The sequence below is a fragment of the Fictibacillus phosphorivorans genome (assembly GCF_023715845.1).
Taxonomy (GTDB): domain Bacteria; phylum Bacillota; class Bacilli; order Bacillales; family Fictibacillaceae; genus Fictibacillus; species Fictibacillus phosphorivorans_D.
This window is the reverse complement of sequence record NZ_JAMBOR010000010.1, coordinates 101172-121915: the sequence shown is the minus strand read 5'-3', so window position 1 is coordinate 121915 and position 20744 is coordinate 101172. Positions and strand designations below refer to the sequence as shown.

The 20744-nt window shown below is 40.8% G+C and carries 17 protein-coding genes; 10 read left to right on the top strand and 7 right to left on the bottom strand.

Annotated elements, in window-relative coordinates:
- Positions 1-54 precede the first annotated feature (54 nt).
- Genes mtnK through M3206_RS09710 form a run of 5 tightly spaced genes read left to right on the top strand, consistent with a single transcriptional unit; the run spans position 55 to position 5985 of the window.
- Positions 55-1272, top strand: coding sequence for an S-methyl-5-thioribose kinase (gene mtnK / locus M3206_RS09730; protein WP_251312327.1), 1218 nt, complete (start codon positions 55-57; stop codon positions 1270-1272).
- Positions 1273-1275: 3 nt separating this feature from the next.
- A complete protein-coding gene (mtnA, locus tag M3206_RS09725; RefSeq protein WP_251312326.1) occupies positions 1276-2328 on the top strand; it encodes an S-methyl-5-thioribose-1-phosphate isomerase in 1053 nt (350 codons plus the stop codon).
- On the top strand, positions 2329-3462 hold the full coding sequence (locus M3206_RS09720) for a sugar ABC transporter substrate-binding protein (protein WP_251312325.1): 1134 nt from the start codon (positions 2329-2331) through the stop codon (positions 3460-3462).
- On the top strand, positions 3462-4967 hold the full coding sequence (locus M3206_RS09715; RefSeq protein ID WP_251312324.1) for a sugar ABC transporter ATP-binding protein: 1506 nt from the start codon (positions 3462-3464) through the stop codon (positions 4965-4967). The genes M3206_RS09720 and M3206_RS09715 overlap by 1 nt, the downstream gene beginning before the upstream one ends.
- Positions 4945-5985 (top strand): ABC transporter permease, encoded by a 1041-nt coding sequence (locus M3206_RS09710; RefSeq protein WP_425590723.1) that lies wholly within the window; start codon positions 4945-4947, stop codon positions 5983-5985. Before M3206_RS09715 ends, M3206_RS09710 begins: the two co-directional genes overlap by 23 nt.
- A 28-nt stretch (positions 5986-6013) precedes the next feature.
- On the opposite strand, the gene M3206_RS09705 is transcribed toward M3206_RS09710, so the two are convergent.
- Both M3206_RS09705 and M3206_RS09700 read right to left on the bottom strand, forming a co-directional pair.
- Positions 6014-7858 carry a sensor domain-containing protein gene (locus tag M3206_RS09705; protein ID WP_251312322.1) on the bottom strand — a complete coding sequence of 615 codons (1845 nt, stop codon included), beginning with the start codon at positions 7856-7858 and terminating at the stop codon, positions 6014-6016.
- 163 nt (positions 7859-8021) lie between these two features.
- On the bottom strand, positions 8022-8378 hold the full coding sequence (locus tag M3206_RS09700; protein ID WP_251312321.1) for a DUF1516 family protein: 357 nt from the start codon (positions 8376-8378) through the stop codon (positions 8022-8024).
- Positions 8379-8524: 146 nt separating this feature from the next.
- Between M3206_RS09700 and M3206_RS09695 the strand changes: the two genes are divergently transcribed.
- A complete protein-coding gene (locus tag M3206_RS09695; protein ID WP_251312320.1) occupies positions 8525-9733 on the top strand; it encodes an ornithine--oxo-acid transaminase in 1209 nt (402 codons plus the stop codon).
- 152 nt (positions 9734-9885) lie between these two features.
- Here the strand turns inward: M3206_RS09695 and M3206_RS09690 are convergent, their stop codons facing one another.
- From M3206_RS09690 to M3206_RS09680, 3 genes are read right to left on the bottom strand one after another with little or no spacing between them, the layout of a single operon-like run.
- Positions 9886-10674 carry an SDR family oxidoreductase gene (locus M3206_RS09690; protein WP_251312319.1) on the bottom strand — a complete coding sequence of 263 codons (789 nt, stop codon included), beginning with the start codon at positions 10672-10674 and terminating at the stop codon, positions 9886-9888.
- A gap of 27 nt (positions 10675-10701) precedes the next feature.
- Positions 10702-12126, bottom strand: a complete 1425-nt coding sequence (locus tag M3206_RS09685) for an NAD-dependent succinate-semialdehyde dehydrogenase (protein ID WP_251312318.1) — start codon at positions 12124-12126, stop codon at positions 10702-10704.
- A gap of 37 nt (positions 12127-12163) precedes the next feature.
- Positions 12164-13048, bottom strand: a complete 885-nt coding sequence (locus M3206_RS09680) for a fumarylacetoacetate hydrolase family protein (protein WP_251312317.1) — start codon at positions 13046-13048, stop codon at positions 12164-12166.
- Between the two features lie 198 nt (positions 13049-13246).
- Here M3206_RS09680 and M3206_RS09675 point away from each other — a divergent pair, with 198 nt between their 5' ends.
- Positions 13247-15004 (top strand): B12-binding domain-containing radical SAM protein, encoded by a 1758-nt coding sequence (locus tag M3206_RS09675; protein ID WP_251312316.1) that lies wholly within the window; start codon positions 13247-13249, stop codon positions 15002-15004.
- A 46-nt stretch (positions 15005-15050) separates the two neighbouring features.
- Here M3206_RS09675 and M3206_RS09670 read toward each other — a convergent pair whose 3' ends face one another.
- Both M3206_RS09670 and M3206_RS09665 read right to left on the bottom strand, forming a co-directional pair.
- Positions 15051-16130: an efflux RND transporter periplasmic adaptor subunit gene (locus M3206_RS09670; RefSeq protein WP_251312315.1), complete on the bottom strand. Its 1080-nt coding sequence runs from the start codon at positions 16128-16130 to the stop codon at positions 15051-15053.
- A gap of 13 nt (positions 16131-16143) precedes the next feature.
- Positions 16144-16815: a hypothetical protein gene (locus M3206_RS09665; RefSeq protein ID WP_251312314.1), complete on the bottom strand. Its 672-nt coding sequence runs from the start codon at positions 16813-16815 to the stop codon at positions 16144-16146.
- 163 nt (positions 16816-16978) lie between these two features.
- Between M3206_RS09665 and M3206_RS09660 the strand changes: the two genes are divergently transcribed.
- From M3206_RS09660 to M3206_RS09650, 3 genes are read left to right on the top strand one after another with little or no spacing between them, the layout of a single operon-like run.
- The gene (locus tag M3206_RS09660) at positions 16979-18529 is read left to right on the top strand and encodes a spore germination protein (RefSeq protein ID WP_251312313.1); all 1551 of its coding nucleotides are present in this window, start codon (positions 16979-16981) and stop codon (positions 18527-18529) included.
- On the top strand, positions 18526-19620 hold the full coding sequence (locus tag M3206_RS09655; RefSeq protein WP_251312312.1) for a GerAB/ArcD/ProY family transporter: 1095 nt from the start codon (positions 18526-18528) through the stop codon (positions 19618-19620). The genes M3206_RS09660 and M3206_RS09655 overlap by 4 nt, the downstream gene beginning before the upstream one ends.
- Positions 19617-20738: a Ger(x)C family spore germination protein gene (locus M3206_RS09650; protein ID WP_251312311.1), complete on the top strand. Its 1122-nt coding sequence runs from the start codon at positions 19617-19619 to the stop codon at positions 20736-20738. Before M3206_RS09655 ends, M3206_RS09650 begins: the two co-directional genes overlap by 4 nt.
- The last annotated feature ends 6 nt before the right edge of the window (positions 20739-20744 follow it).

The following is a 20744-nucleotide window of genomic DNA, read 5'->3' as shown; positions in this document are numbered from 1 at the left end:
TTTCTAAATGAAAAGAGGCTCTTTTATTTTATTAAAATTCCGGGGGGACTACAAATGAGCGTACAAGTAAAACTAGCATATGAACCTTTAAACGAACAGACTGTACTTGATGTGATCAAACCTTTAAATTTCTTTGAAACAGCGTCTTCTAACGAGCTGGTTGTTCAAGAGATTGGTGATGGAAACTTAAATCTTGTTTTTCGTATACAAGATCCTCATACGAAACAAGCACTTATCGTAAAGCAGGCACTTCCTTATGCAAAAGTTGTCGGAGAAAGCTGGCCGCTTACTTTGGACAGAGCCAGAATTGAAAGCGATGCTTTAGTACAGGAAGCAGAATCTGTACCGCACCTCGTGCCAAAGGTGTATTACTCTGATCCACAGTTGGCAGTAACCGTAATGGAAGACTTATCAGATCATGTGATTTTGCGTAAAGGGCTGATAGAAGGAAATACATACCCGCAGCTTGCGGAAGATATCGGTACATTTGCTGCAAACACCGCTTTTTATTCCAGTGATTTTTACCTTCACCCTTTTGAAAAAAAAGATCGGGTGAAAAAGTTTTCTAACCCTGAACTTTGCAAGATTACAGAAGACTTGGTATTTACGGATCCCTTTTTCAACCATGATACGAACGATTTTCCTTCTGAGCTGCAAAAGGAAGTTGAAAAAATTTGGACAGATCAACCGTTACTTCGTGAAGTCGCTCAACTTCGCTTCTCCTTCTTAACGAGAGCTGAGATTCTGCTTCATGGTGATCTTCATACAGGTAGTGTTTTTGTAAAATCGGACTCGACAAAAGTCATTGATCCTGAGTTCGCTTTCTATGGTCCAGCTGGTTTTGATCTTGCTCATTTTTTTGCGAACCTGATCCTTAATCACCTTTCACAAAACGTACATGCAAGAGAGCCGTTCCATCGTGAATCTGTTCAGTCGTACCTGCTTCAAACGATTGAGAAGACTTGGGAGACCTATAGAAAAACGTTTAAGGAACTATGGCACGAAAAGTCATCAGATCCTTTTGCAAAAACAGAAGGCGTTCTAGAGAATTTCCTTCAGTACACCTTTCAGGAAGCCATCGGCTTTGCTGGCTGTGAAGTGATTCGAAGAACGATTGGTCTTGCACATGTCGCTGACCTTGATTCTATTAAACAGAAAGATATTGAACTTTTTTATAAGAAGAAAGCACTGGAACTAGGAAGTTGTCTCATAAAAAATCAAAGAAAATTTACGAGTATTACTCAATTAACAGAATGGATTCGAGGTGCATAGAGAATGACGGTAGCAGGTAAATGGGTCTCTTCAGTTCGATACCGAAAAGACCATCTTCTCATCTTAGATCAACAGCAGCTCCCCCATCATACCGTGTACTTAAATGTAACAAGCATAGGACATGTATGGGATGCTATTTCAAAACTTAAAGTGCGCGGTGCACCTGCCATAGGGATCACGGCTGCTTTTGGCCTTGTACTTTGGAGCAATAGTGAAAAAGAAGACAATCTCCAGGCATTTTTATCTAAACTGCAAATTCAGCGAGATTATCTCGCGTCTTCCCGTCCGACAGCTGTTAACTTATTTTGGGCACTGGACAGAGTTGTTCGCGCCGCTCATACGGCCATTTCCGTAGAAGACGCAAAACAAAAGATAGAGCAAGAAGCCATCCGTATTCAGACAGAAGATGAAGAGATTTGCCGGAAGATCGGTGAATATGCTCTTTCTCTTCTACAAGACGGTGATGCCGTCATGACAATCTGTAATGCTGGAGCGATTGCAACGAGTAAGTACGGAACAGCACTTGCTCCCTTTCATCTTGCAAAAGAAAGAGGGGTAAATCTCTCGGTGTACGCAAACGAAACACGCCCCGTTCTCCAAGGATCTCGGCTAACTGCATGGGAACTGCAGGCAAATGATATCGATGTAACGCTGATAACAGATAATATGGCGGCACACACATTAAAAACAAAGAATATCAAAGCTGTCATCGTTGGTTGTGACCGAGTGGCTGCGAACGGAGATACAGCGAACAAAATCGGAACATACGGTCTAGCTCTCCAAGCTAAAGCACTGGGAATACCTTTTTATGTTGCCTGCCCTTTGTCTACTTTAGATCTAGGAACAGCAAGCGGTGAAGATATTCCGATCGAGGAACGTCCTGAAGAGGAAGTAACTCACATAAATGGTGTACGTATCGCACCTGAAGGCATTAAAGTGTTTAACCCCGCTTTTGACGTAACACCCGCTGAATACATATCAGCCATTATCACGGAAAAAGGGATCTTACACGGAAATTATAAGGATTCATTATCGGAGCTTAAGGAGGAAAAGTAAGTGAAATCGATTAAAGTACTTGCAACTGCAGTGATTACGGCATCTATCATTCTATCAGGATGCACAAATGAACAAGATGCCTTATCCAGTAAAACAGAAACGAAGCCAGCTTCTGCTAATGAATCTAAATCTCCTTCCGGAAATAAAACCAACTTATCGAGTGAAGTTCCAAAAGCTCTTCAAAAACCGCTAAAGATTGCTTCGATCAATCAATTTTCGATCGGTACCTTCTCTTCTCAATATATTAGCGGCGTAAAGAAGCAAGTAGAGGAATTTGGCGGTGAAGTACAAATCTATAATGCTGATAATGACCTCTCAAAAATGGCGGCATACGTGGAAACAGCGATTAACCAGCAGGTCGATGGCATCTTAATCGACCACGGCCGTGCTGATGCTATCGCGCCAAGCGTAAAGAAAGCAATAGCTAAAGGAATTCCTGTTGTAGCATTCGACAGCGACATCAACATACCTGGGGTAACGGTTATTGATCAAGATGACTATAGCCTTGCATGGAGTACACTCCGAACAATGGCACAGGATCTTAACGGAAAAGGGGAGATCGTATATGTGTGGGTTGGTGGATTTACTCCAATGGAACGAAGAAACACGATGTATGAAGCCTTTAAGAAACGTTATCCTGAAATCAAAGAAATCGCACGGTTCGGAAATGCGGGTCAAAATACAACACTTGATACACAATCTCAGATGGAAGCACTTCTGCAAAAATATCCGAATAAAGGTGACATTGACGCAGTATTTGCACCATGGGATGAGTTTGCAAAAGGTGTAACACGGGCGATTCAGCAAGCTGGACGTGATGAAATAAAAGTATACGGCATTGACTTAAGTGATGAAGACCTTCAATTAATGCAAGAAGGAAACAGTCCTTGGACTGCCACAGCTGCAACAGACCCCGCTGATGTCGGCAAGCTACAAGTCCGCTTTCTTTACCAAAAAGTCGCAGGTGAAGAAACACCAGAAGTCTACAGTGTACAGCCACATCTTGTGGAAAAAGAAGATCTTCCCCAAACAAAAGTATCCATGGGTGATATCGGTAAGTATGTTGAGGGATGGGGTAAATCTGATGCCGGCACCTCACCTTGGATGAAAAAATTAAAGAAGGCGAATCAATAATGGCCAAACTTTCCTTATCAAATATTACGAAATCTTTTGGAGATCAATCTGTGTTAAAAGGAGTGGACTTTGGCGTTTCAAGCGGTGAAGTCCATGCCCTTTTAGGTGCCAATGGAGCGGGAAAAAGCACCTTAATGAAGATCTTATCAGGTGATTACGAACGTGACAGCGGAACAATTACTATAGACGAAAAAGAACAATTCTTTAAAACTCCTGCAGATGCAAAACTCGCAGGTATTGAAATGGTTGTACAGGAAGTGGATACGGCACTAGTGTCCTCATTAAGCATAGCTGAGAATGTCACGATGAATTCATTTATAAGCGGAACATCGTTCTTCTCCTGGAACAAACGTAACAAAAAGGCAAAAGAACTCTTGCGGCGCGTAGGTCTCCATATAGATCCAACCTTCCCTCTTTCACATTGCTCTCTTGCACAAAAACAGCTCGTACTTATTGCTAAGGCACTTTCCAGCGATATTTCTTTTATCATTTTGGACGAACCGACAGCTGCACTCAGTAAGAAAGAAGCCGATCACCTGTTTACAGTCCTGCGAGAGCTGCAAAAAGATGGTGTGGGAATCATCTATATCTCACACCGATTACCAGAAGTGTTGACCTTATCAACAAAGATAACGGTACTTAAAGACGGTTATGTTACCTTGCATGAAGATACCGATTCTTCATCTACAAAACGGATCGTTCAAGCGATGCTCGGCAATGACCTCGTTGAACTTTTGAATGACGAAGAAAAACGAGTGCTAGGCAAAACACTTTTTGAAGTAAAAGAATTCACCGTACCAGCAACCAATGAAAAGATTTCACTTTCTGTAAAACAAGGGGAGATCGTAGGCATAGCAGGACTTGTTGGGGCAGGTAAGACAGAAACGGCAAGAGCTTTTTTTGGAGCCGATCCTTCACCTGATCCAATCATAATGAACGGTAATAAAGTGAAAATCACAAGTCCTCAAAAAGCCATCGCATCTGGTATCGGGTTCGTGCCAGAAGAACGGCGAAAAGAAGGAGTCCTCGTCGATTATAACGTTATCGAGAACTTGACACTCCCTGTTCTTAACCAATTTACTAAGTTCGGACTGATCCAGAAAGAACAAGAAAAGAAAGAAGCAGAACGCTGGATTAAACAACTTGGTATTAAAACGGAATCCCCTTCCCTTCTGTTAAATCATTTGAGTGGAGGAAATCAGCAAAAAGCAGCGATTGGAAAATGGCTGCTCAACGATGGTGATGTTTTTATATTAGACGAACCGACAAAAGGTATCGATGTCGGTGCAAAGCAGGATGTTTTTCAGTGTATGAAGGATTTGGCGGATAAAAGTAAAGGCATTCTTTATTTTACAAGTGAGTTTCAAGAACTGCTTGCCTTTTGTGACAGGATTCTTGTGATGTATGACGGCAAGATTGCCGGTGAACTTACGAAAGAAGAAGCAACCATGGAAAAAATTATGCATTTTGCTACAGGAGGTCATTATGGCACAGTACGTTCATAAAGAAACTATAAAAGACAACGTTAAAGGAGCACCCTTTCAATTTCAAGAGAAAGTGTTTCCCTTTTTATATCGGTATGGCACATTACTCGTTATTCTTTTAACGATTATTTCTTTTAGTCTTGCAAACGATAAATTCTTAAGCTATCAAAACTTTACAGACATTCTGCGTTCTGTATCGATCATCACCCTGTTAGCGATTGGTGTAACGATCTCGTTAATCGTTGGAGGTTTCGACCTTTCCGTTGGTTCCACTGCCAGCCTGGCAACCGTTACAAGTGCAGCAGCTCTCGTTCTTTATCGGCAGGAAACAATCGTAGCCATATTGATCCCGATCGCAATCGGACTTATTATCGGTCTATTAAACTCCTTTTTTGTTGTTAAAGTTAAACTTCCAGATCTACTTGCAACACTTGCTGTTATGTATATTATCAATGGATTGCACCTGACATTTACAAAAGGATATTCGATTTATAACAACATGCCTTTAGGAGAAGGCGGAACAGCACCTGGTGTATTTCTTCCTTCGTTTCTATTCATAGGGCAAGGAGAGATCTTTTCTGTCCCCGTACCTGTAATTATTATGCTTATCGCCGTTATTGTGGTTCATTTTATTCTTCAGCAATCACGTTTCGGCAGATTGTTATACATTACGGGAGGAAATGAGGAAGCTGCAAGACTTTCCGGTGTTCCTGTTCAGCGTTATAAAATGTATGCCTATCTTTTATCAGCTTTCTTCGCAACTCTTGCAGGCATCGTTCTCGCAGCTAGAATTGGAACTGGTCAAGTTTCTGCAGGTGCTCCTCTATTAATGGACGGAGTGGCGGCTGCTTTTATCGGTTTTTCCGTATTCGGTGCTGGAAAACCAAATGTGATCGGCACCTTTTTCGGTGCTGTGCTAATTGGGATACTATTAAATGGCCTGACAATGCTTAACGTTCCGTACTATGCACAAGATATCGTAAAAGGAGCAATCTTAATCGGTGCCCTTGCGTTTATGTACTATGAAAAGAAAAAATAATGAAATGGTTTTAAAAACAGCACGCCTTTTATAGGCTCGTGCTGTTTTTGTAACATTCTCTTAAAAACATAGCCGCTTCATCTGCAGGCATTGGTTTACTGATGATATAACCCTGTGCATGGTGACATCCGTATTCCTGAAGAAGCTTCAGTTGTTCATATGTCTCCACACCCTCTGCCACGGTTGTAAGCGACAATCCTTCACACATCATGATGATCGCCTTAATGATGGCAGCATCACTTGAATTAAAGAAGTCATCACTCAAATGACGGATAAAGCTTTGATCGATTTTTAATGAGTCAACGGGAAAATCTTTTAAGTAGCTAAGTGAACTATAGCCGGTGCCAAAGTCATCGATCGATAACCTTACACCGAGTTCCCGTAGTTCCTGCATAATACTCATGCTATATTGTACGTTCTGGATCATCGTGCTTTCGGTAAGCTCGAGGTGAAGACACTCAGCAGGTATACCAGTGGTTTGAAGCGCTTCTTTTACTTCATAAACGAAAGACAATCTCTGAAACTGCCTTCCTGAAACATTTACAGATATCGATAGATGGTGTGCACCTTCATCGTGCCAATGTTTCAGTTGTTTACAAGATTCAAAGAGAATAAATCTTCCTATATCATCGATCAGTCCGATCTCTTCTGCAAGTGGAACAAACTGCATGGGTGAAACAAGGCCAAGTTCAGGGTGGTTCCAGCGTATCAAGGCCTCGAAACCTATAATTCTCTCTGTCTTCATACAAAGCTGGGGTTGGAAGTAAGGCTGAAATTCTCTCTTTTGGATTGCTTTTCGTAAATACCCCTCAAGTTTAAGGCGTTCCAATGTAAAAGCGTTCATTTCACCCGTAAAAAACTCTCGTTTGCCCCGTCCTTTTTCTTTCGCCTTATGCAGAGCAATATCAGCGTTTTTAATAAGTATCTTTGCATCTAGACTATCATCTGGATAGATACTGATTCCGATCGATGTGCTGACCGTATACTCCTGTCCATCTAAATAAATTGGCATATTTAAGACCTCTGTAATTCTGTTTGCCGTATCGATCACTTCTCCTAGCTTATCTAACGTCGGAAGAATAAGCGTGAAAACATCTCCTGCAAAACGGCATAAAAGATCATCCCTCTTTATCGTCTGCCTAAGCTGCTTGCTGACATGCTTTAGTACCACATCACCGATATGGTGACCTAAGCTTTCATTTATTATTTTAAAATGATCGATATCAATAAACATAACAGCTAATTTATTTTTAGTGAGCTGGTTCTCCGCTACTAACTCACGAAGTCTCTTCTCAAATAGACTTCGATTCGGTAAACCCGTTAGCGAGTCATGAAAAGCCAGTCTTTCAATCTTTTTTTCTGCATTCTTTTGCCATGTTATGTTTTTGCTAATCCCGTAAACACCGACAACAGCCTGGTTTACAACGATCGGGATGTTTGTAATGCTGCAGACAATTTCACTGCCGTCTTTTTTCTTGATGCTTGTAACAAAAGTTTGCGGTTTGTCATGAATGGCGAGCCGAAAATGTTCAACCACACGTTTATGATCTTTTTTACAAACAAAATGCAATGCATGAGCTTGAAGCATATCGGTCTCAGAGAACCCTAAAGTCTCTATAAGGGCGGGATTCACACTTGTTATATATCCATTCATATCCATGGAATAGATCATATCCGGGTTGTGTTCAAAAAGTGATTTATATCGCTGTTCAGACTCAAGAAGTGTATGGTTCAGCTGCTCCATTTCTTTCGCACTTTCTTGAACTAAATGAGACATCGCTAAAAAGTCATCTATTTTTTGTGGCTTCTTTGTCATTTTAGAACTAATTTCTATATCTAATTCTAATCTTTCTCGTTCTTTGATGGTTCTCATGAATACACCTCATCTGCTAAAAGAACAATCCTTGTAAATCGGGCATAAGGCCATTATTAATATCGGTGGAACGTTCAATATATTAACAGGACTATTGAGGGTTATTTTTACCATTAAAAAAATCGCCTGATATACGTACGATCAGACGATTCTCTAGCATTTATTAACCTATCACGATATAACCGTAGAATAATACTAAAACCAGTGTAATCCAGAAAAACACCCAGTTCATTAAACGGCCTTCTCCGCGTTTACGTTGAACCAGAATGATTTCCATCAGCCCAACCATGATTAAGCCTAACGTCCCTTTAATAATGAGTGGACCTTTATTAACTATTCCTGGGTCAGTAATATAACCAGCAAGCAGATGGCCTCCTGTAGCTAGGATGGCTAAAAACAAAACGCGCAGGATCATATGAAAAATTTTAGATTTTTTTCCAGCGTTCTTTTTGTATAGCATATACGTTACAAAGAACAAAATGAGACCCAAAAACCAAGATGTCACATGTACATGAATCATAAATATATCCTCCTATGTATAATTCTCCATATTAATATAACACGAAGCCCGCCTAACAAGACAACTAAATGAGTTACCTCTGTAAAGAAAGCACTTTCACTGGTATAATAGCACTGTGAGAAAACTTGCAGAATAGAGGTGTTTCTATGAAACAGACACAGACGAAGAACACAGAAACTGTCATTTCAAAAACGGAGCAATATGGTGCACAGAACTATCATCCGCTGCCGATCGTTATTTCAAAAGCGGAAGGTGCGTGGGTAACCGATCCTGAAGGAAACCGTTATATGGATATGCTAAGTGCATACTCTGCGGTAAACCAAGGACACCGCCATCCTAAAATCATCCAGGCGCTAAAAGACCAAGCGGACAGAGTAACACTTACTTCTCGAGCATTCCACAATGATCAGCTCGGTGATTTCTATGAAAAAGTATCATCCCTAACGAAAAAAGACATGGTTCTTCCTATGAACACTGGTGCTGAAGCTGTTGAAACCGCCATTAAAGCCGTACGCCGCTGGGCATATGATGTGAAAGGCGTTGCTGATAACCAAGCAGAAATCATCGTGTGTGAAGGCAACTTCCACGGACGTACGATGACTGCTGTATCCATGAGTTCAGACCCTGATTATCAGCGTGGATTTGGCCCAATGCTCCCAGGAATTAAAGTGATTCCTTACGGAGATCTAGAAGCACTAAAGTCAGCGATTACACCTAACACGGCTGCTTTTGTTTTAGAACCGATCCAAGGTGAAGCTGGAATCGTAATCCCGCGTGAAGGATTCCTAAAAGAAGCACTTGAAGTATGTAAATCTGAGAATGTTCTTTTTGTCGCTGACGAAATTCAATCAGGCCTTGGCCGATCTGGAAAAATGTTTGCTTGCGACTGGGAAGACGTTCAGCCTGATATGTATATCTTAGGAAAAGCATTAGGCGGAGGTGTCATGCCGATCTCTTGTGTAGCAGCAAACCGCGACATCCTAGGTGTATTCAACCCAGGTTCACATGGATCAACATTCGGAGGAAATCCACTTTCTTGCGCCGTTTCTGTCGCTTCACTCGAAGTACTAGTTGAAGAAAACTTAGTTGACCGCTCATTAAAGCTTGGTGAGTATTTCTTAAACGAACTGAAGAAGATTGATAACCCCGCGATCAAAGAAGTCCGTGGAAAAGGATTATTTATCGGTGTAGAGCTAAACGAACCCGCTCGTTCTTACTGCGAAAAATTAAAAGAGCAAGGACTGCTATGTAAAGAAACACACGAAAACGTAATTCGCTTCGCCCCACCTCTAATCATCTCTCAAGAAGACCTAGACTGGGCGATCGAACGCATCAAAAACGTACTTTCCGTTTAATCATACTAAGAAAGCTGACTAACAAGGTCAGGTGAGACCCTTTTAAGAAAGACTCACCGCCTGCCCCTCGGAAAGGGAGTGCCTGAAGCGGAAATCAACCACTTTCATGAGTAAAAACATAAAGAAGCAGCCAAAAGCTGCTTCTTTTCACTTTACAAAGCTTTCACCATACCACCATCAATCAACAAAGACTGCCCTGTAACATACGTATTAGCACCTGAGCACAAGAACACAACCGTCTTCGCAAATTCTTCAGGCTTCCCATACCTACCAAGCGGAATACCACTTTCCATGGTTTCCTTTACTTCTTCCGCGGAAACACCTTTCTTCTCCGCAGCCATCTGATCAAGCTCACCTACTCGATCTGTTCCAATTCGTCCTGGCCCGATTGTATTAATTAAAATACCATCCTTCCCAAGCTCTTGAGAAAGACTCTTTGATAAACCATGAATCGCAGTACGGAACGTGTTTGATAAAATCAACCCATCGATCGGCTGCTTGAAGGAGGATGATGCAATATTTACGATGCGACCGCCACCGTTCTTTCTCATAGTTGGTGTCACCGCACGGACGGTACGCACCAAACTTAAGAGAGTGAGTTCGAACGCTCCTTGCCAGTGTTCATCTTCAAAGTCATTAAAGGTCCCAGCTGGCGGACCTCCGGCGTTGTTCACTAAAACATCAATACACCCTAACTTCTCTACGGTTTCTGCAACAAGTTCATCGATCTCATTACGCTGCGTGATATCACATTTTTTATATTGAACATCCGCACCTGTTTCGTTTTTGATTTCTTCAGCAGTTTGAGAAAGCTGATGTTCATCCCTGCTTGTAATCATGACGTTGGCGCCTTCTCTGGCAAACTCGAGCGCACATGCTTTTCCGAGTCCTTTACTAGAAGCAAGAACGAGTACATTTTTCCCTTTCAATCCCAAATCCATCTATTATCACCTCGGCTTAACAAAGATTTATAAAACAAAACTTACATATTTGGTTTCAAGATAAGCTTCCATTCCTTCGACTCCGCCTTCACGGCCAAGACCGCTTTCTTTCATACCCCCAAATGGAGCTTGTGCCGCTGATGGTACCCCATCATTCCAGCCGATGATCCCATAGTCCAATCCTTCAATCAGCTGTGTTCCCTTTGACATATTTTCCGTGTAAACATATGCTGCCAAACCGTATGGGCTTGTATTTGCAAGCTTGATCCCTTCTTCTATTGAACCTATCTTATGAATTGGAATAACCGGTCCAAACGTTTCTTCGTTCATGATAAGCATGTCTTGTGTTACATTTTTCAGCACAGTTGGCTCATAATAGTATGCTCCGTCCTCTGCTTTTCCTTTTCCGCCTGTCACACATTCTGCTCCGGCTTTCACGGCATTCTCCACATGTTCAGCTATTTTTTCGTATCCGTCTTTATTGATGATCGGTCCGATATCTGTACCTTCTTCAAGTCCGTTGCCCACTTTCAGTTTTTTCGCTTCAGCAGCAACTTGTTCTACAAATTCATCATAAATGCTTTCTTGAACATAGACCCTATTGATGCAGATACACGTCTGTCCTGCATTACGAAACTTTGAAGCTACTACGCCTGCCACTGCTTTTTTCAAATCCGCATCATCTAATACGACGGCAGGGGCATGACCGCCTAATTCCATCGATATGTTCTTGACCGTCGCTGCACTTTGTTCGATGAGCTTTTTCCCGATTTCTGTTGAACCTGTAAATGTTACTTTTCTTACCTTTTCAGAATCCATAATAGCTTTCCCGATAATTGAGGATGAACCTGTAACAAGGTTGATTACCCCTTTTGGAAAGCCAGCTTGATGTGCAAGCTCTACTAGTTTTATAGCGGTAAGAGGGGTTTCCTTTGGCGGCTTTACGATGAATGTACATCCTGCTGCAAGCGCTGGACCAAGCTTTCTCGTAATCATGGCTGCAGGAAAGTTCCACGGTGTGATCGCAGCTACTACTCCAACCGGCTGACGCAATACTTGCATTCTTTTATTTCCAGCGCTTGAAGGGATCGTTCTGCCGTATACACGCTTTCCTTCTTCTGCGTACCATTTCATAAAGGAAGCAGCATACATCACTTCACCTACAGATTCCTTTAGCGGTTTTCCCATCTCTAACGTCATCAGTTTTGCGAGTTCTTCTTTTTCTTCAATCATCAAATCATGAAGTTTCATAAGATAGTCAGCCCGCTCGTAAGCAGTCAGTTTGGACCAACCCGCAAAAGCTTCATGAGCCGCATCGATCGCTGCATCCGTCTCTTCTTTTCCGCAGGATGGCACAGTTCCGACAACCTCGCCATTCGCAGGATTAAACACCTCTATTTTTTCAAGAGAATTTCCTGTCCATGAACCATTAATATAAAGCAGCTTTTCCAAGTGAATTCCTCCTCTATGTATCTAGTAAAATTCGACTTCATTCTACTATTTCATTACGAAGTGTCCCGATTCCTTCTACAGTAATTTCAATCGTATCCCCGGCTTTCAAGAAAACTGGCGGCTTCATGCCTTTGCCTACTCCTGCTAGCGTTCCTGTTGCGATAATGTCCCCTGCTTCAAGGGTCATGCCTTTTGATAGTTCAGTGATCATCGTTCGTATGTCAAAAATAAAATCTGATGTATTTCCTTTCTGACGCACTTCCCCATTTACTTTCGTTTCAATCATTAGGTTCTCTGGGTTGGATATCTCAGAATGATGGACGATCCATGGCCCCATCGGACAAGTGCCATTTAAACTTTTTCCGAGCAAAAATTGCTTATGCTTCTGCTGCAAGTCACGCGCTGTGATATCGTTGATGATTGTATAGCCGAACACATGATCCATAGCTTCAGCCTCATTGATCCCTGTACCTGTTTTCCCGATAACCACAGCTAGTTCTCCCTCATAATCCAACTGGTTCGTAATATTCGAATGACTTGGGATCCCCTCTTCATGTCCGATAATTGCTGTTGGTGCTTTTGAGAATACCATGATGTTTTCAGGTACATCTGCCTCACTTCCCATCTCAATCGCATGATCACGATAATTCTTTCCGATACAGAAAACATTTTTAGAAGGACGTGGAATTGGTGCTAACAGCTGAACCTCTTCCAATTGATATGTATATTCCGAAGCATTAGCCGTATTCATCAGATGATGTACCGCAGAAGTGAACGCTTCCCCTTGCTGAATACCTTCTAGTAATGTTCGCGCTACCTTTTTTCCATCCGAAGCAGCAAGTGCCGACACATTGATTACAGCTTCATTTTTCACTACTCCTATAAAGCGTTCTTCCTCTCGAACAGCAGTAACAAATTTCATTTCGTATCTTTTCCTCCTCTTAATAAGCGCTTTCATGATTATAAGTTCTACTATATAGTCCAGAGCTTCGTACCGTAAAGAAATTTGCTGTTCCTAATCCCATTCAGAACTGTTTTTTCTTCTTTTTAAAAATATGGTAAAATAGTGTGTCATCTAAATCACCCATTAATGGGGTATATGTAATGAGGGAATGAAATCATGAAAATTGTACTAAGTACATTAAATGCGAAATATATACACACTTGCCTTGCTTTAAGGTATCTAAAAGCCTACAGCGAACCTGAATTTCCTGTAACGATCCGTGAGTTCACAATAAAAGACCCATCTTTAAATATCGTGACCGATCTCTACAACCAGCAGCCTGATGTCCTTGGTTTCAGCTGTTATATATGGAACATCGAAGAAACGATCAAGGTTATTCAGATGTTTAAGAAGATCAAACCCGAAACGAAGATCGTACTCGGCGGCCCTGAAGTCTCTTATGATGTAGCGTATTGGCTTGATCGTATTCCAGAAGTCGATTTTATTGTTGTGAATGAAGGGGAAGAGACTTTCAAACACTTGCTTAGCGAGATTCAGACTAACAGTTCGTTCGAAGCAGTAGCTGGCCTTGCATACAGAAAAGAAGGCAAACCGAAAATCAATGGACCACGTGAAAAACTTGATCTCAAAACCGTACCATCTCCATTTCGGTTTGAAGAAGACGTGGCCAATCTTTCAAAACGTATCACTTATTTTGAAACGAGCCGTGGCTGTCCATATTCATGTGCATTCTGCTTATCTTCCATTGAAGTAGGTGTCCGTTATTTTGATCCTGATCTTGTGAAGGATGACCTGATCTTTTTGATGGATAATGGGGCGAAGATTATAAAATTCGTCGATCGAACGTTTAATATTCGCCGTGATTATGCGCTTGATATGTTTGCCTTTTTAATCGAGAATCGCCGACCAGGCGTCGTGTTCCAGTTTGAGATTACAGCTGACATCATGAGACCTGAAGTAATTGATTTCTTAAACGAACATGCTCCTAAAGGATTATTCCGATTTGAGATCGGTGTTCAATCAACAAATGATGCGGTAAACGAGCTGGTACAACGAAGACAGAATTTTGATAAACTAGCACGTACAGTTACTACAGTGCGAGACGGCGGAAAGATTGTACAGCATCTTGACTTGATCGCTGGTTTGCCTGAAGAGGATTACAACTCGTTCCGTAAAACATTTAACGATGTTTTTGCATTTGGAATTGAGGAAGTTCAATTAGGATTTCTAAAAATGCTGCGTGGCACAGGACTTCGTCTTACAGCCGAGAAGCATGATTACGTTTATATGGATCATTCTCCATATGAAATTCTAGGAAACAACGTCCTAACCTTTGACGAAATCATTCGTATCAAGCAAGTAGAAGATGTTTTGGAGAAGTACTGGAATGATCATCGAATGGATCACACGGTAAAATATTTGATCAACCATGTATTTGAATCACCATTCGACTTTTTCCAAGAGTTCGGAACATTTTGGGAAACAAGAGGCTGGTCGAGAATCGGACATCAGCTGGAAGATCTCTTTAAACGGTTGATCGCTTTCTTAAAAGAATCCGCACCACACGCATTACCTGTAGCGGAAAGCTTGATGAAGCTTGACTATTTGGAGCGCCAGCAGTTCAAGCCTCGGAAACCTTGGTGGGAACATACACAAAATAAAGAAGAAACATCTAAGCTTTTAGCGTTGCTAGCACAGTCACCGGAAATGATCGAAGGCTTCCCGACACTTTCTGAAAAAGATATATTTAAGCATGCTTTTGTAACAGAAACAGCCATTGATCCGTTATCAGAGCAAATTGAACAAGATCCTGAAAAATCAAATATGTTGATTGCTCTGTTTGACCCAAAACAACAAAGTACAAAGATCTTCACAGCACCAAAGTCAATCATACATGCAAAAAAGGACGCGTAACCCGCGTCCTTTTTTCTTTTCAAATGTTCTTGACTAACTAACAGCACTACTTTTTTAACGCAGTTTGTCCTGAAACAAATACTGGTGAAGGATTCAATACGACTTCTTGGTCTTTTTCAAGCCCCTTCTTGATCTGAACAAATCCGTTTTGCTCGATCCCTGTTTCAACTTTTCTTTTATACAATTTATCCTTTATGATAACTAAGACATATTGATTGCCGTCCTCTTTCAAAACGGCTTTTTTAGGAACACTTTTCGCTTTTTCTGCTAGTTTTTCAGAAATGATGATCTTCGCAGGCTGTCCTTCTACCCATGCTTCTTCTTCCTCTATTAGAACGGTCAAAGTAAACGAATTATTTTCCTTAGTCGGCAGAAAGGTTTGGACGGTTCCTTTTACCTTTTCCTTATGATTCGGTGCTTCGATCTGCACAGAATCACCCGTTGTTAAAAGACCTGCGATCTCTTGGTTAACATTAGCCTTTACTTCAAAGTTTCCTTGGCCAACGATTGTTATCAAAGGCTTTTCATCTTGGATGCCGTTCACTTCTGAAACAACACCATCTGCTGGACTTTTTACAGAAAGATCATCCAGGCGATTTTCTAACTCACTGATCTCATCGGATAGTGCTGAACTTTCATTTTCTGCGAGGTCTTTTTGAAGTTCTGCATCGCTTAATTGCTCTTGCAGTCTGACTTTCGTCTCAGCACTGTCTTGTTTTTCATCAAAATTTGAAAGTTCACTTTGCCATTTGCTGATTTCGCTCGAATAATGATCAGCACGTACATCTGCCATATCTTTTTCTTTTTTTAACGATCGAAGTTCTTTTTCGATCGAAAGATTTTCATATGCAATAAGGGTCTGACCAGCAGAAACCGTTTCACCTATATTCACCATGATTTCTTTTATGGAGCCAAATGAATCTTTTTTGTAGATATCAAACGTGTTTTTGGAATAAGTGATTCCTGTCACTTCATGTTTTTTTGAAAAATCTCTTTCTTTGGAAAGTGTCGTTTCAAGTCTTGGTGCAACAACGGCTGAAGACTCTTTTTTATCGAAAATAAAAACATTCATCACAAGTAAGAGGGCAATCATTATACCAGCCGCGATCCACTTCCATTTATTCATATGCCAGTCCCCCTTACACCAATTGTCCGCTGACTAAAGCAGCATAGAAAGAATAGAAAACCAACCAGAAAATAGAGCCACAGATTGTAACTGCTAAACAGTAGCTTTTTGCTTTAAAGGATAACTGTCTCAACGCATAGTAGATCACAACTGCTCCCCATATGTTAAACACATTGATCAAGTTCAACAACTCCTGCCAAAACCCATGCTTAAAGAATAAGACTCCCGCAAAGCCAAAACCTAAAGGCTGTACAACTTCTTCAGCACCTAACACGAATTGAACCGGCAGCTCGAATGCTAATCCAATCAAAAATAGAACGTAGACGACGGTTATCAGATAAAAAAGAGTCTTGTAGCCGATATCTCGGAAGAATGCATATAAAAATAACGTTCCCGCCTGCAGGAAAAGTAGCGCTACGACAATGCCCCAAGCCCCTCCTGCTAATGAAATAAAGAACCTCAGAAGTTCATGCTCTGCTCCAGAAAGTTTTGCTGCTTTTACAAATGAAATGGATTTAAAAGATGGATAGGCTGCGAAGAAAGACAACGCATGAAGAAATCCGCTCACCGCTAAAATCGCAATGAACCTCACCCAGAATCCCTCTTTTTCTTTCCACTCTTTATAAAAGGAAAAATATGTATAAGGCTTCGTTAAAGCAGGAATGAATTGAGCTCTTCCTGTCATAAGGCCTCCCCCTTCTCTCTCTGTTTATCTCTATATCGTATCACAAATTTTTACTCATAATGACAAATTCTGACTCATTTTTTTCAAAAATAGGAACATCTCCGTATAAATGCCTCTGTTCCGCAAAAACTAACGCAAACTACTGAGATCGGGATGAGGTCGAATGACTTTTTTCAAGAAACCTAAAAAGCTGATAACAGAAGCAAAAGTTGAACACGACATTCAAAAAGGATTAAATAACAAATCAACCGTCGTTCAAAATCTTAATCTAGATGAATTATTAACAAAAGTAAAAGAACCATTCTCAGCAACTGAAGATTTAGTGACACAAGAAGTAGAGCTTCCATCTGATACTAGCCGGATAGCTCTTCTTTATATAGAATCCATTGTTGATAAACAGCTGGTGCAAAGTATGATTTTAGACCCTTTATTCACGACGGGTAAAGAGATTACCTTCGAGTCTTTTAAAAAAATGGCGAGCATTGATTTAAAGCAAGAAACAGATTTTAACCAAGTTCCAAAGTTCCTTCTTCAATCAAACACGCTTGTTTTCACTGAAGATACAACTTGTTTTTACACCGTATCAACTCCTGTAAAAACACAACGGGATATTACGGAACCCGATAATGAATCTATAGTTCGCGGTGCTCATGATGGCTTTGTAGAAAACTTGTCAACAAACCTGGCACTTGTGCGAAAAAAATTAAGATCGTCAAAACTAACGATTAAATACCTCCTACTAGGTCAGGAGTCACACATGAAATTAGCATTACTTTATGTGGATCAAATTGCAAATCCTGAACTTGTAAAAGAAGTAGAAAAGAGAGTTAAGTCCATCGAGGCTGATGCCGTCTACGCTCCTGGAAATGTGGAAGAAAGTATAGAAGACAAACCTTTTAGTTTCTTTCCGCAAATATTAAACACGGAACGTCCTGATCGTGTGGCTGCCAACTTAATGGAGGGCAGAGTAGCCCTTCTATATGACACTTCTCCTACGGCACACATCATGCCTGTAAACTTTTTTACGTTCTATCAATCTGTAGATGATTACAACAAAAGATGGCATATCAGTTCATTCTTTCGTTTTATCCGTATTATGGGATTTTTTATTGCCTTAGGCTTACCAGCTATATATATATCAATCGTTTCATTCCATTACGAGGTCATACCGTTTGACCTTATCCTGTTGATCAAAAGTTCCCTTGAGGATATCCCTTATCCCCCTTTAGTCGAGGCACTTCTCATGGAGCTTACGATTGAATTCATTCGAGAAGCTTCGATAAGGCTTCCTGCCAGGATCGGTTCTACGATCGCTATCGTTGGAGGTCTCGTAATCGGAGATGCCGTTGTTAAAGCAGGGCTTGTTTCGAACTTAATGATCATAGTCGTTGCGGTTACCGCCATTGCCGCATATATCGTACCATCTAACGAGATGAGTGCTGCAGTACGTATTCTGCGTTTTCCGTTCATGGTGGCAGCTGCTACTTTAGGTTTTTTGGGAATCGTTTTCGGATTTCTGTTATTGCTTTTTCATTTGTGCAGACTTTATACGTTTGGATCACCTTACTTTGCTCCAATAGCACCGCTGAACGTTAAGGACTTAAAAGATACATTCTTACGTGCTCCTTTCTGGAAACAAGATACACGACCTCAAGACCTAAACACTCAAAAACCGGACAATCGCAACCATACACGAAAGTGGGATAAGTCATGAATAGTCATACCATTACACATAGACAGCTATTCTTCTTGGTTATACAAACACAAATTGGTGTCGGTGTATTATCTTTGCCTTATACCTTATTCAGTAAAGCAAAGATCGACGGATGGATATCGTTGTTCATGGCAGGTATTTTTATTCAATTTTCAGTTTTAGCCATCTGGAAACTATGTGATCGATTTCCGAAACAAACGATTTATGAAATCCTTCCAAAAATCATGGGAAAGAAACTAGGTTACGTGTTCAATGCCATTTATACAATCCATTTTTCTTTCATATCCATACTGATTTTGATTATGTATAACAGCATTGTAGGAAAGTGGATTCTGTTTGAAACTCCGCATTGGGTGATCATTTTTATCATGGCGGCAGTAGGATACTACGTCATTACGAGTTCACCTAGGGAGATTGTAAGATTCTTTGTTCTTGTCACACCACTCTTGATTATTTTGTTTATACTCATCCTGTACGCCTATACAGATGTTCACCTTCTATACCTTTTTCCTGTAGGGCATACTGGAATCTTAACGATTATTAAGAGTTCAGCTGATGCCGTTGTGGCACTGCTGGGATTTGACGCAGCACTCGTATTTCTAGCTTATTCAAACGCTTCAGCAGCAAGAAATATAAAAGTCATCTCGTTCGCATCCTTTTGTATTACGATTTTATATGGATTTATCGTTTTTACAACTTATATTTTTTTCAATCCAAAGGAAATCATAATCGTTCCAGAACCTGTATTATATATGCTCAAAGCTTTCTCGTTTTCGATAATAGAAAGAACCGATCTAATCTTCCTATCAGTGTGGATTATCTCAGTGGCTACTTCGTTCGTTTGTTACCTTTTTATCGCTGCAAAAGGAGTACAAACATTATTTGGCTTAAAGGAACATCAAAAAGGAGCCCCCTATATCGCCATCTTCTGTGCGGTTATCGCTATCATACCTGACGATAAACTAGAAGTAATGACATGGAACAAATATATCACCATGACATCTGTTTTTTTGTCCGCCGTGTTTCCTATCGTTTTGTTGGTTATCGCTGTTTTGCGGAAAAAACAAGAGAAAGGAGCAGCCACTTCATGAAAAAAAAGCTATCTCTTCTATCTGTTCTGCTTCTTCTCACGGGATGCTGGGATCAAAATGTACTGAATAAAACGAAACTTATTACAGCAGGCGGCTTCGATTATACAAAAGATGGGAAGATTATCACTACAGCTTCTGTTCCTGAAGCGAATGCAATGGAATCCGGAAAGGACAGCATCGAAAACCAAATTTATACCGCTACGGGCACCACGGTCCGGCAGAGCAGGTTCAAACTTGATCGAGAAGTATCAGAGCGATTGGATATTTCTAAGAATCAAATCATCATTTTAGGAGAGGATGCTGCAAAAGAAGACATTTACCAGCTTTTAGATGTTTTTTACCGCGATCCAAAATCAGCTTTAAATGCGAAGATAGCAGTAGCAAAAGGAAAAGCTTCGGATGTGATCAGTAAGAAATTTGAGGAAACAAAAAAGGCTGCGGGTTTGGGAGAGTATCTAAGAGATTCGATTCTCAGTGCGGAAGAATCTTCAGCCGTACCACGTGAAAATATACAGACCGTTTGTCCAGTCATGTTCGATCCGGGTCAGGATTTTGCACTTCCTTATCTGGAAGCATTAAAAAGGACTATCCACATTCGAGGAGTAGCTTTGTTTCGTGGACAAAAAATGGTTGGAGAGATTAAAGAACCTCTATCCGTTACCTATACGATGCTAACCGGAAAGAAACATGAAATCGCCATGAATACTACGAAAAAGATCTATAAAAATAAAAAACCAGCTCGACTAAACTATGTAACCATAAAGGTAAAAAAGAATAAGCGATCTTTTCTTGTTGATGTAACCCCAGAAGGTAAAATTTCTGCAAAAATTAAATTAAAAACGAAAGTGACCATAACCGAGTATCCTAGTGATAACCTTTCAACACCTACTGAGGTAAGAAATATCGAAAAACAGCTGTCAAAAAAGCTAACAAAAGATGCACAAACCGTGATCGATAAACTTCAAGCTATGAACAGTGATCCTTTTGGAGTCGGCAGACAAGTAATGGCTTTTCATTATCCAGTCTGGGAAAGACTAAACTGGGAAGAAGAATATCCGAAAATTGATTTCACTGCATCCGTTGATGTCGAGGTGATCGGACACGGAATCATCGAATAAAAAAGG

What these genes read in the sequence shown, in the direction of transcription:
- M3206_RS09705 (WP_251312322.1), bottom strand. Translation starts at nt 7,858, where the DNA reads ATGAGAACCATCAAAGAACGAGAAAGATTAGAATTAGATATAGAAATT.
- mtnK (WP_251312327.1), top strand. Translation starts at nt 55, where the DNA reads ATGAGCGTACAAGTAAAACTAGCATATGAACCTTTAAACGAACAGACT.
- M3206_RS09655 (WP_251312312.1), top strand. Translation starts at nt 18,526, where the DNA reads ATGAATAGTCATACCATTACACATAGACAGCTATTCTTCTTGGTTATA.
- M3206_RS09690 (WP_251312319.1), bottom strand. Translation starts at nt 10,674, where the DNA reads ATGGATTTGGGATTGAAAGGGAAAAATGTACTCGTTCTTGCTTCTAGT.
- M3206_RS09670 (WP_251312315.1), bottom strand. Translation starts at nt 16,130, where the DNA reads ATGAATAAATGGAAGTGGATCGCGGCTGGTATAATGATTGCCCTCTTA.
- M3206_RS09680 (WP_251312317.1), bottom strand. Translation starts at nt 13,048, where the DNA reads ATGAAATTTGTTACTGCTGTTCGAGAGGAAGAACGCTTTATAGGAGTA.
- M3206_RS09650 (WP_251312311.1), top strand. Translation starts at nt 19,617, where the DNA reads ATGAAAAAAAAGCTATCTCTTCTATCTGTTCTGCTTCTTCTCACGGGA.
- M3206_RS09695 (WP_251312320.1), top strand. Translation starts at nt 8,525, where the DNA reads ATGAAACAGACACAGACGAAGAACACAGAAACTGTCATTTCAAAAACG.
- M3206_RS09665 (WP_251312314.1), bottom strand. Translation starts at nt 16,815, where the DNA reads ATGACAGGAAGAGCTCAATTCATTCCTGCTTTAACGAAGCCTTATACA.
- M3206_RS09700 (WP_251312321.1), bottom strand. Translation starts at nt 8,378, where the DNA reads ATGATTCATGTACATGTGACATCTTGGTTTTTGGGTCTCATTTTGTTC.
- M3206_RS09660 (WP_251312313.1), top strand. Translation starts at nt 16,979, where the DNA reads ATGACTTTTTTCAAGAAACCTAAAAAGCTGATAACAGAAGCAAAAGTT.
- M3206_RS09675 (WP_251312316.1), top strand. Translation starts at nt 13,247, where the DNA reads ATGAAAATTGTACTAAGTACATTAAATGCGAAATATATACACACTTGC.
- M3206_RS09715 (WP_251312324.1), top strand. Translation starts at nt 3,462, where the DNA reads ATGGCCAAACTTTCCTTATCAAATATTACGAAATCTTTTGGAGATCAA.
- mtnA (WP_251312326.1), top strand. Translation starts at nt 1,276, where the DNA reads ATGACGGTAGCAGGTAAATGGGTCTCTTCAGTTCGATACCGAAAAGAC.